We start from the raw sequence: 10,248 nt of genomic DNA on the forward strand, positions 1-10,248 counted from the left end.
TTCCATGCCGGGTTGATCATACAACGGCGATCAGGAACTCTTGCCGAGCCAGGACTGGACCGTCTTCGGGTGTGCTTTGATGAATTTCTTGGCCGCCGCCTCGTAGGAGGTCTTGTTCGCATCGGCCAGCATGGCGTTGATCTGGTCGATCGAGAATCGCATCCGTGACAGGAAGGCAGCGATCTCCGGCTCGTTCTTCTTCAACGACGGATTGGCGATCACGTCGACATGATCTTCCGTCCCGAGCACGTTTTTCGGATCCTTGAGATAACGCAGATTGAAGCGCTCCCACATCCAGTGCGGGCTCCAGGCCGTGACCACGATCCATTTGTGATGCTCGACCGCCCGCTTCAGGGCAGCGGTCATCGCCGGTCCGCTGGCGGTGATCAATTTCATATTGTCGAGCTGATAGGCCTTCATCGCCTTATGCGACAGCTGCATTTCGCCGGCCCCTGCCGAAATCCCCTGGATTCGGCCGTCGAGTTTCTTGGCAACCGCCGGCTTCTTCAGATCAGTGATGCTGTCGAGCTGGTCTTTGGGCACATAGTCGGGAACCGCCCAGCCGAGGCGGGCGCCCGGGTAGACCGTGCCGAGATCGTCCACCTGGTCTTTAACACGGGCCATGTAATCGGCATGCGTCTTGGGCAACCAGGCCGCCATGAACAGGCTGTTCTCGTTATGGGCCGCGCCCAGAAAGGCGACCCCGACCGACACGGCTTTCAGCTGGACCTTGGTGTCGTAGTGCGTTTCGATCAGATCGCGGGCGACGCGGCTGATCGCTTCATCCCCGGCGTAGTTATCGGTGTAGATGGTGACCGGTGCACTGCCGGCGATGGCGGTGCCGGTGGCCGTAAGCGCCACGAGCAGAGCCGTGGCGAAGCCGCAAATGCGGCGCATTGTTGTTGGCATCCGGTGATGCTCCCCTCATTCAAGCGAGGGTTCAGCATGGCCAGAGGGGGCCCCACTTGCAACTTGCCACCCGAACCGGCAGGCGCTGGCGCGAGGATCGGTGATCAGCGGGTGTAATCGCGAACCCCCTGCAGAATCCACGGCGCATCGCTTGGATCGTGATGCTCGCCATGCAACACATTGATGTTGCCGGTGCCTTCCATGACCATTGCCCGCACTCGCGTCGGGTCGGAGATATTGGCCCGGCGCATATGCGCCCGCAGATCGTCTTCGGTCACGCGGGCGACCCGCAGGTTGGCGTGCTTGATCTCGCCGCCCGGCCCCATCAACAGGATCGGCCGGTTGTCGGCCAACGTCTCGACCGCCGAGAAGCGCGAGCGCAGCTGCGAAACCATGAGTTGCAGCGCATACAGCGTGGCCACCGCCACCACGCCCTGCAGCAGCGGCGGATTCTTCGACACCACGACGCTGGCCACCAGCGAGCCGAGCGCCACCGTCACGGCGATGTCGAAGGTCGACATTTCGGCGAAACTGCGCACGCCCGACAGCCGCGCAGCGACCACGATCACGACATAGAGCGCGATCGTGCACAGCGCCACCCAGACCAGATTGGCAGGGTGGGAGATGAACCAGTCGTTGAACATGTCGATACCGTCGGTCGTCGTGATCATCGATCGCCGGCCGCGATCGAAAGCCGACAGTCTAGAAGCCATTATCCACAGGCGCGAGCGCACTCGGCCCGCCGCTCGTGGGCAGCATCGATTCGGCGAACGCCGCCGCACGCGTTAGACTGGCGCGTCGAACAACTCAACCCGACGACGCTCGAGGTAACACAATGTTGAAAGTCGGTTTCGTGGGCTGGCGTGGCATGGTCGGCTCGGTACTCATGCAGCGCATGCTTGCCGACAACGACTACGAAGGGCTGGAACCGGTCTTCTTCTCCACATCCCAGGCCGGGCAGCCCGGCCCGGATATCGGCCGCGAGGTGCCGGCGCTGGCCGATGCGAAAGACATCAACGCGCTGGCCGAGATGGACGTGATCGTGACCTGCCAGGGCGGCGACTATACCGGTGAGGTATATCAGCCACTGCGCGATTCCGGCTGGAACGGGTACTGGATCGACGCCGCCAGCAAGCTGCGCATGGCCGACGATGCCACCATCGTGCTCGACCCGGTCAATCGCGACGTGATCGACGCCGAGCTGGAAAAAGGCACCAAGACCTTCTGCGGCGGCAACTGCACGGTCAGCCTCATGCTCATGGGTCTGGGCGGCCTGTTCGAGCGCGACCTGATCGAGTGGATGTCGGCCATGACCTATCAGGCTGCTTCCGGCTCGGGCGCGCAGCACATGCGCGAGCTGCTCAACCAGATGGGCGCGCTGCATGCCGCGGTGAAGCCGCAGCTCGATACGCCGTCCTCGGCGATTCTCGACATCGATCGCGATGTCACCGCGACCATGCGCGGCGCGGATTTCCCGGTCGAGCAGTTCGGCTATCCGCTGGCCGGCTCGGCCCTGCCGTGGATCGATTCGCCGATGGAGTCCGGCCAGTCCAAGGAGGAATGGAAGGCCGGCGCCGAGTCCAACAAGATTCTCGGCCGCCAGGATCATCCGATTCCGATGGACGGCCTGTGCGTGCGCATCGGCTCCATGCGCTGTCATGCCCAGGCATTCACCATCAAGCTCAAGCGGGATATTCCGACCGCCGAGATCGAGCAGATGCTGGCCGATCACAACGAGTGGGTGAAAGTCGTACCCAACGACAAGGACGCCACGCTCGAGCATCTCACCGCGGCGGCCGTATCGGGCACGCTCACCGTGCCGGTCGGGCGTATCCGCAAGCTGGCCATGGGCGGCGAGTACCTGACCGCCTATACCGTCGGCGATCAGCTGCTCTGGGGCGCGGCCGAGCCGCTCAAGCGCATGCTGGCCATTATTCGCGGCCAAATCTGATCGGCGCGATCGCGATACCGGCCGGCCCCGGGCGGTATCGCGATCCTGAGTACCGCCGCTACGCCCAGCGTTAGCTGCGCACGCTTCGCGAGCGTATCGCGGTCGCGGCGGGTCTGACCGCTGGCGCCTCGCCCATCAGAAACGCCTCGATCTCGTCGATACGATCGCTGGCGTCGTGATATCCGATATCGATGAGCGCCCGCGCATATTCCGGTTCGAACAACAGATAGCTGTTGAGATCCGCGCTGCGGGGATCGGGCTCGCCGAGCCCACTCAGCGCCAGTCGTAAGGTCCGTGGCATACGATACGACAGCTCGTCGGCGATTTCGGCCAGATCCACCGAAGGCGACACAACCAGCGGCTCGACCACTCGCATCGGTTCGACCAGATCCGACTGGGCCGGCCGTTCGCCGGTCGCGCTTTCGTAGGTTTTCACGAAAGCGTTCATACGCATCAGGTGATCCAGGTCGGCATCCAGATGGTCGAGAAAGATGGCATTGAGAAACACGCCCATGATCTGCGCCAGCGGCGGCCGCCGCGGCATGCTCGCCTGCTCGCCCGTGCCCGGCTCGGTTTCCCGTTCCGCTAGCGTTTCGGCGGTACCGGCACAGCGCACGCCGATCGCCAGTATGCGTTCGGCGCCCAACCGGATCGCGGGCGACAAGGGATGCGTCAGGCGCATCGCGCCATCACCGAACCAGGCCGAGCGCACACCGGTCGACAGGGCGACCGGCGGGAACACTAATGGAATCGCCGCCGAGGCGCAGATATGGTCGACCGTGATTTCGGCCGGCAGGACGATCCGCCGGCTCTTGCGCCAAACCGGATGGCCGGGCGCGCCCTGCACGAAGATATACGAGATGCCCGAGTGGTAGCCGGAAGCCGTGATCGCGATCGCCGACAGATCACCGCGTTCGATCGCCCGGCCGATGCCGTCGAGCGGCAACTCGCGCACCAATAGTGCCCGCAGTGGCGCGGCATCCAGCAGCGCCGCCACACGACCGGCGCCAAGCCAGGCGCCCAGACCGAAATCGAGCCCGGCCCGAACAGCGTTGCCGAGAATCGCGCGCAGATCGGTGCGATATACCTGTTCGGCGGTCAGCGCGGACCACAGCAGAGCCAGGCGCAGCGTGCCTTCGGAAAACCGATCGCTGTAGGCGGCCACCGCCGCCCCGTTGATCGCGCCTGCCGAGGCGCCGGCGACGATCGCGAACGGTGAACGCGACGCGTAGTGGCCCACACGTTCGCCAATGCGCTTGAGCACGCCTGCCTGATACGCGCCGCGCGCCCCGCCGGCGGTCAATACCAGTCCGACCGGTCCGCACGGCCTACCGCTCGTCGTGGAATACACCATGCCCCACTCCTGCCCGAGCGGGCATCCGGGTGTAAGATGCGCGGCACGACTTGAAGGCGCCGCCCGCCAATCGTCTTCACTATCGCACGATTCCTGCATGCGATTGGCAGCGACCGCCGGCTGGGCCGGCGCGCCGCGCCCGCGCCATATATTTCCGGGCACCGATGCGCCCAAGAATCGAGGTTTGCGCATGTCCACAACCCAATCCGCCGCCACCGCGGCCGACGCCGACGCCAATACGCCGCGCTTTCTGGCCAGCGACAACACGTCGGGCATCTGTCCCGAGGCGATGGACTACATGCATCGCGCCAACGCGGCCGACGATCTGGCCTACGGCAACGATCGCTGGACGGCCGAGGCCAGCGATGCATTTCGTGATCTGTTCGAGACGGATTGCGAAGTCTTTTTCGTATTCAACGGCACGGCGGCCAACTCGCTCGTGCTGGCCTCGCTGTGCCAGTCATACCACAGCGTGATCTGTCACCAGCTGGCGCATATCGAGACCGACGAATGCGGTGGGCCGGAGTTTTTCTCCAACGGCTCCAAGCTGCTGACCGTGCCGGGCGATTCCGGCCGCGTAACGCCCGGCGGCATCGAAAAGACGGTGACCAAACGCGGCGATATTCACTACCCCCGCCCGAAGGTGGTCTCGCTGACCCAGGCCACCGAGGTCGGCACCGTCTACGATCTGGAACAGCTGCGTGCGATTCGCGACGTCGCCGATCATCACGATCTGCGCGTGCATATGGACGGGGCACGATTCGCCAACGCCTGTGCGGGGCTGGATGTATCGCCGGCCGAGCTGACCTGGCGTGCCGGCGTGGACGTGCTGTGTTTTTCCGGCACCAAGAACGGGCTGGCCTTCGGCGAAGCCGTGATCTTCTTCGACAAGCGGCTGGCGCTGGACTTCGAATATCGCTGCAAGCAGGCCGGCCAGCTGGCCTCGAAGATGCGCTACCTGGCTGCGCCCTGGCTCGGCCTGCTGGAAACCGGCGCCTGGCTGTCCAACGCCCGCCATGCCAACGCCATGGCGCGGCGCCTGGCCGACGGCGTGGCGGATCTGGCCGACGTGAACCTGATGTTCGACGTGCAAGCCAACAGCGTGTTCCTGGAAATGCCCACGCCGCTACAGAATGCCCTGCGCGCGCGCCAGTGGACGTTCTATACCTTCATCGGCGAAGGCGGCGTGCGTTTCGTGTGCAGCTGGAACACCACACCCGAACTGATCGATTCGCTGATCGCGGATATCCATCAGGCGGTCGCGGCCGCCTGACCCGGCACTCACGGGGCGGCGTTATTGCCGCCCTTCGATCGCCGCCAGCAACACGGCCATGGCGATCGCCAGGCGTCGGTCGACGCCGGCGACCGTATCCGGCGTCAGGTCGATATCCAGCTTGTAAATGAACGGGTTGAAGCGCTGATGATAGTGGGCGACCGCGCGCTGATGGCGGGTCAGCGCATAGCTCTGCGGAAAGAAATAGCCGAGCAATCCCACGAGCGGTATTTCGCCGGCGAATTCGATCAGCCGGCGCAGCAGCGACTTGCCGAGCGAATCTTCCTGTAATTCGGCCATCGGCTGGCCGGCCGGGTCGAGCATCTGCCAATGATCGCGGACGAAAGCCGATCGCAGCCCCGAGCGCCGCAAGGTGCCGATGCGCGCGTGCTGCCGACTGTCCTCGACGTCGTAGGCGCCCGAAAAATCGAGGATGCTCTCGGTTCGAATACGCAGCACTTCCTCGCGCATGTCGACGTCCGCGTACACGCGGATATCCTCTTTCAACCGGAAGCGCTTCATCTCGGCATACAGGCAGAGCCGGCCCTGCTCGTCACGAAGCTCGTAGGCACCGCCGAAAAACCGGAAGAAGCGGCTGCGCAACACATAGCGCCTGGCGTGCCACGGGTTATGAGAGGCGTCGGCCGAAGCGGCGGGCTCGGAGGATGACATACGAACTCCGGAATGAAGCATCGTCCGATTGTGCCCGAGGCGGGCGACGAACGCGGGCCGTTCGTCGCCAAACGCCACGCGGCACGAGAAACGGCCGCGTGGCATCGCGGTAGCGACTATGCGGTCAGCAACGCATCCAGCTCGCGCGGGGCATCAAGCACGATGTCGGTGGTTTCGCCGCGACTGAGGGCCCGCTTGAACACGGTGATCGCGGCGCGTACCGCCGGTTCGATCTCGGCACGATCACGCTCGGCGCGGATCGCAACCTGCTGAAAGAACTCGTCCTGCGAGATTTCAGCCGGGTTTTCGGTGGTTTGCGTGCGGCCGTCCTCGGCGGCGCGTGTCATTTCGCGCGGCAGCTGCGACGCCAGCTCGCGGACCTGCTCGGCCGGCAGATGCGCGCAGATCGTCTCGACCGTCGCATGCGCAATGGTGGCGGCCTCGTCCTGATCAGACAGATCGGCGGCCCGGGCGACTTCGCTCACGAATTCTTCGGTCTGCATGGTGTCGTGTCCGTTGGTTGGGGTATGAACTTGATCGGCCGAGTCTCGAAGCCGGGCGATCCCGAGTCCATCCGAAGGCCTACGGAGCTCGGGTTCTCCCGTAGTCCCGATCCGTCGCCGTGACCGGCGCTCGCCGGACGGCGTCAACGACGAGCCGTCATCACCAGGCTTGGATCGGCCCTCGGCCGGCTCATGCCGGCCAGCTGCATGGCCTCGACCAGTTCGTCGTTCAACACGGTCATTTCGGTCACGACTCGATCTCGGCCGCCGGCCGCCAGCGCCCACAACGGCGGGCGTCCAAGAAACACCCCGCGGGCGCCCAGCGCCAGAGCCGTCAGTACATGACGCCCCGAGCGAATGCCGCCATCGACATAGACTTCGGCTTGGTCGCCAACCGCGGCCACCACGTCGGGCAGACAATCCGCCGTCGCTGCCGCCCCGTCGAGCTGTCGGCCGCCATGATTGGACACCCAGATCGCCGCGGCGCCGGCGGCCACGCAGCGCGCGGCATCGTCGGGCCGCAGAATGCCCTTCACCACCACCGGCAGCCCGGTCCGCTCGCGCAGCCACTCGATATCGGCCGGGCCCAGATCACGCGCCTTGGCATGCTCGGGCCGGCTGCCATAGTTGGCATCGAAATTGACCTGCAGCCAGTCGTCCTCGGCGATTTGCCAGATCGTCTCGGCGTCGCCGTCGTCCTTGTTTGCCACCACCGGCGTATCGGCGGTCAGCACGATCGCCCGCGCCCCGGCCTCGACCGCGCGCTCCAGCAACGGCAACGCGGCATGGCGATCGGACGGCAGATAGGCTTGCAGCCACCAGGCCACGCCGGTCTCGGCAATGGCCTCGAAGCGCGTGCCGGCGTTGCTCGAAACCGTCAACAGGCTGCCGAGCTCGGCCACCGCTGCGGCCATCGCCCGCTCGCCTTGAGGGTCGGCCGCGCGCTGGAAGGTGCTCGGCGCCACGGCAATCGGCGTGCGTACCGGAGTGCCCAGCAACGTGGTACCGGTTTCGACTTGCGACACATCAACGAGCGCATGCGGCAATAAACGCTGGCGCTCCCACGCGGTCACGGCTTCGGCGGTCGATACCGATGCGCCGGATCCCTGACGAAAATAACGCGCGACCGCTACCGGCAGTCGTGCTTCGGCCTCGCCGGCCAGGCGCTCAAGACGATGGATACTCATGTCGATCTCCGGCACATCGAGCGGATGACGGGTTCACGGTAGCCGCTCACCCGTAGGTCGCCTCATCTTCGATGACAATCGGCCAGCACGGCCAGCCCGGTATCAACGCGCCCGGGGCCGGGATAAAGACAGCGTGCCGGGCGTGTCGTCATGAGATACAGCGCCGGCACGGATCGACAAGCGTCCGGCGCGTCGACGACGCGCCGGACGGGCGTTTTACTGATACAGATTCTTCTGGATCTTCGGCTCGTCCATATTGGACTTGTCGTACCAGTAGAAGCCGGTATCGATGGTCTTCGGCACGCTCTTGCCGTGGATGACCTTGAGCGCGGTATCGACCATGTCCTTGCCCATGCCGACCGGGTTCTGGGTGATCGAGCCGGTCAGCACACCGTTCTTGATGGCATCGATCTGGGCCTTGCCCGAGTCGAAACCGATCGCGACGATGTTCTTGCGGCCGCTTTCCTTGATGCCCAGGGCCATGCCTTCGGCCGAGGCTTCATTGGATGCGAACAGACCGTCGAGATGCGGATGCGAGGCCAGAATCGCCTTGGTGATGTCGGCCGCCTTGGACATGTCGCTGTTGCTGTACTGCGGTCGCAACATCTTGATGTTCGGCGCGTTCTTCTTCATCCAGTTCATGAACCCGTCGCGCCGGTCGGTGCCGGACACGCTGGTCTGGTCGTGGATGATCAGCCCGACCGTGCCCTTGTCGTGCAGCAGCTTGGCCATGTGCTTGGCGGCTTCCGCGCCCGCAGCCTTGTTGTTCGTGGCCACGGTCGAAACCGGCACGTCGCTCTTCACGCCGGAGTCGAAGGCGATCACGGGAATGCCTTCGCTCTTGGCCTGCATCATCATCGGCGCGGCGGCCTGGCTATCGAGCGCGGCGAAGCCAATGGCGTCCGGATGCTTGTTGAGCGCGGCGGTCAGCTGGTTCATCTGGATCGCCACGTCGGACTCGGTCGGCGGGCCTTCGAAGGTGATGCGCGCGCCTTTCTTCTGGGCTTCTTCCTCGGCCCCGTGCTTCACGGCCTGCCAGTACTGCTGGGAAAAGCCTTTCGACACGATGGCAATATAGGGCTTGCCGCTGTCGGCCAGCGCCGGCGCGGCCGCACCGGCCGACAGTGCAAGGCCAACGGCCGCCGCGAGCAGAGCGGATCGAATAGGGGTCATGGTCTCCTCCGTTTCGTTCTTATGGACGTTCGATGCGACGCCGTCGCGGCCTCAGGCCGCGGCGTTGCGTCGGAAGTTGTCGAGATAGACGGCCGCCAGGATCACCACGCCGAGGATCACGGTCTGCCATTCCTGGGGTACCGAGATGATCTGCAGACCGTTGGTGAGCACCGACATGATCAGCGCGCCGATCACCGTGCCGAGGATCGAGCCCACGCCGCCGAACAGCGACGTGCCGCCAATCACCACCGCGGCAATGGCCTTGAGCTCGTAGCCCATGCCGAGCGCCGGCTGGGCCGAATTCAGGCGCGCCGAGATCAGCACCCCGGCCAGACCGATGAACAGCCCGCCGAAGCTGTAGATCAGGATTTTCCAGCGCCGGGTATTGATGCCCGACAACGCCGTGGCGTCTTCGTTGCTGCCGATGGCATAGGTATAGCGGCCGAACACGCTTTTATTGAGAATCACCCCGGCGATGATCGCGACTGCGATCCACAACAGCACGGCGTTGGGAATATCCACCCCGGGCAGGATGTGGCCCTGGGAGAGCATGTAGTAGCTCGGCGTATCGCTGAAATAGATCGGCGCGCTACCCGAGATCACCAGCGCCAGGCCTTCGGCGACCAGCATCATCGCCAGCGTGGCGATGAACGGCGGGATCTTGAGCATGGTCACGTTGAAGCCGTTGACGAAGCCGATCAGGCCGCCGAAGGCCACGGTCAGCACCACGCCAAGCGGCACCGGCAGGCCCCAGTAGGTGATGAACACCCCGGACATCACCGCGCACAGCGACATGCCGGTACCCAGCGACAGATCGATGCCGGCCGAGATGATCACGAACGTGGTGCCGATCGCCAGCGTGCCGATGACCACGGTCGCCAACAGGATCGACATCACGTTGGAAAACGTCAGGAAGTTGGGGCTGGCGAACGAGAAGAAGGCGAAGATCAGAATCAGCCCGCCGAAGGCCAGAAACTGCTGGAACTTGCCGCGCAGGCCCGCCGGCAGGCGCCCCGCGGCGGCCGGCTTTGCTTGTTCTGCCATAGAGATATTTTCCTTGGTCGCGCTCATCGTTCGGTCCTCAGGCGATCTCGGCCGCGGGCGAAGACGACAGCGTGGCGTAGTGCATGACGGTTTCCTGGTCGGCGTCGTCGGCATCGAGCACTGAACTGGCCCCTGATTTCTGGACAGTGCGATAAGTGGCAAGCTGCTTCGCAAGAGCCATC

The 10,248-nt window shown here is 64.6% G+C and carries 10 protein-coding genes; 2 read left to right on the forward strand and 8 right to left on the reverse strand.

The window, feature by feature from the left end:
• Positions 1-30 precede the first annotated feature (30 nt).
• Positions 31-909 carry a glycine betaine ABC transporter substrate-binding protein gene (locus tag C41B8_RS15135; protein WP_037340038.1) on the reverse strand — a complete coding sequence of 293 codons (879 nt, stop codon included), beginning with the start codon at positions 907-909 and terminating at the stop codon, positions 31-33.
• A 104-nt stretch (positions 910-1,013) separates the two neighbouring features.
• Positions 1,014-1,580 carry a DUF421 domain-containing protein gene (locus C41B8_RS15140; RefSeq protein WP_232226090.1) on the reverse strand — a complete coding sequence of 189 codons (567 nt, stop codon included), beginning with the start codon at positions 1,578-1,580 and terminating at the stop codon, positions 1,014-1,016.
• A gap of 164 nt (positions 1,581-1,744) precedes the next feature.
• Here C41B8_RS15140 and asd point away from each other — a divergent pair, with 164 nt between their 5' ends.
• Positions 1,745-2,860: an aspartate-semialdehyde dehydrogenase gene (asd, locus tag C41B8_RS15145; RefSeq protein WP_037340041.1), complete on the forward strand. Its 1,116-nt coding sequence runs from the start codon at positions 1,745-1,747 to the stop codon at positions 2,858-2,860.
• Positions 2,861-2,930: 70 nt separating this feature from the next.
• Here asd and C41B8_RS15150 read toward each other — a convergent pair whose 3' ends face one another.
• Entirely contained in the window at positions 2,931-4,214 is a 1,284-nt protein-coding gene (locus tag C41B8_RS15150; RefSeq protein ID WP_051883629.1) for a patatin-like phospholipase family protein, read from the reverse strand.
• A gap of 190 nt (positions 4,215-4,404) precedes the next feature.
• Between C41B8_RS15150 and C41B8_RS15155 the strand changes: the two genes are divergently transcribed.
• A complete protein-coding gene (locus C41B8_RS15155) occupies positions 4,405-5,487 on the forward strand; it encodes a threonine aldolase family protein (RefSeq protein WP_051883631.1) in 1,083 nt (360 codons plus the stop codon).
• A 21-nt stretch (positions 5,488-5,508) separates the two neighbouring features.
• Here C41B8_RS15155 and C41B8_RS15160 read toward each other — a convergent pair whose 3' ends face one another.
• The 5 genes from C41B8_RS15160 to C41B8_RS15180 all read right to left on the reverse strand — a co-directional run bounded on the left by C41B8_RS15160 (position 5,509) and on the right by C41B8_RS15180 (position 10,066).
• A complete protein-coding gene (locus C41B8_RS15160; RefSeq protein ID WP_037340099.1) occupies positions 5,509-6,159 on the reverse strand; it encodes a hypothetical protein in 651 nt (216 codons plus the stop codon).
• A 116-nt stretch (positions 6,160-6,275) separates the two neighbouring features.
• Positions 6,276-6,662 (reverse strand): DUF2267 domain-containing protein, encoded by a 387-nt coding sequence (locus C41B8_RS15165; RefSeq protein WP_037340044.1) that lies wholly within the window; start codon positions 6,660-6,662, stop codon positions 6,276-6,278.
• A gap of 143 nt (positions 6,663-6,805) precedes the next feature.
• Positions 6,806-7,849, reverse strand: a complete 1,044-nt coding sequence (locus C41B8_RS15170) for an alpha-hydroxy acid oxidase (RefSeq protein WP_037340047.1) — start codon at positions 7,847-7,849, stop codon at positions 6,806-6,808.
• A gap of 216 nt (positions 7,850-8,065) precedes the next feature.
• Positions 8,066-9,022 carry an ABC transporter substrate-binding protein gene (locus C41B8_RS15175; RefSeq protein WP_037340049.1) on the reverse strand — a complete coding sequence of 319 codons (957 nt, stop codon included), beginning with the start codon at positions 9,020-9,022 and terminating at the stop codon, positions 8,066-8,068.
• A 51-nt stretch (positions 9,023-9,073) separates the two neighbouring features.
• Positions 9,074-10,066, reverse strand: coding sequence for an ABC transporter permease (locus C41B8_RS15180; RefSeq protein ID WP_198025234.1), 993 nt, complete (start codon positions 10,064-10,066; stop codon positions 9,074-9,076).
• Positions 10,067-10,248: the final 182 nt, after the last annotated feature.

The organism is Salinisphaera hydrothermalis C41B8 (assembly GCF_000732535.1).
GTDB lineage: Bacteria > Pseudomonadota > Gammaproteobacteria > Nevskiales > Salinisphaeraceae > Salinisphaera > Salinisphaera hydrothermalis.

Coding starts and splice junctions, on each gene's coding strand:
- C41B8_RS15135 (WP_037340038.1), bottom strand. CDS start 909: ATGCCAACAACAATGCGCCGCATTTGCGGCTTCGCCACGGCTCTGCTC.
- C41B8_RS15140 (WP_232226090.1), bottom strand. CDS start 1,580: ATGATCACGACGACCGACGGTATCGACATGTTCAACGACTGGTTCATC.
- asd (WP_037340041.1), top strand. CDS start 1,745: ATGTTGAAAGTCGGTTTCGTGGGCTGGCGTGGCATGGTCGGCTCGGTA.
- C41B8_RS15150 (WP_051883629.1), bottom strand. CDS start 4,214: ATGGTGTATTCCACGACGAGCGGTAGGCCGTGCGGACCGGTCGGACTG.
- C41B8_RS15155 (WP_051883631.1), top strand. CDS start 4,405: ATGTCCACAACCCAATCCGCCGCCACCGCGGCCGACGCCGACGCCAAT.
- C41B8_RS15160 (WP_037340099.1), bottom strand. CDS start 6,159: ATGTCATCCTCCGAGCCCGCCGCTTCGGCCGACGCCTCTCATAACCCG.
- C41B8_RS15165 (WP_037340044.1), bottom strand. CDS start 6,662: ATGCAGACCGAAGAATTCGTGAGCGAAGTCGCCCGGGCCGCCGATCTG.
- C41B8_RS15170 (WP_037340047.1), bottom strand. CDS start 7,849: ATGAGTATCCATCGTCTTGAGCGCCTGGCCGGCGAGGCCGAAGCACGA.
- C41B8_RS15175 (WP_037340049.1), bottom strand. CDS start 9,022: ATGACCCCTATTCGATCCGCTCTGCTCGCGGCGGCCGTTGGCCTTGCA.
- C41B8_RS15180 (WP_198025234.1), bottom strand. CDS start 10,066: ATGGCAGAACAAGCAAAGCCGGCCGCCGCGGGGCGCCTGCCGGCGGGC.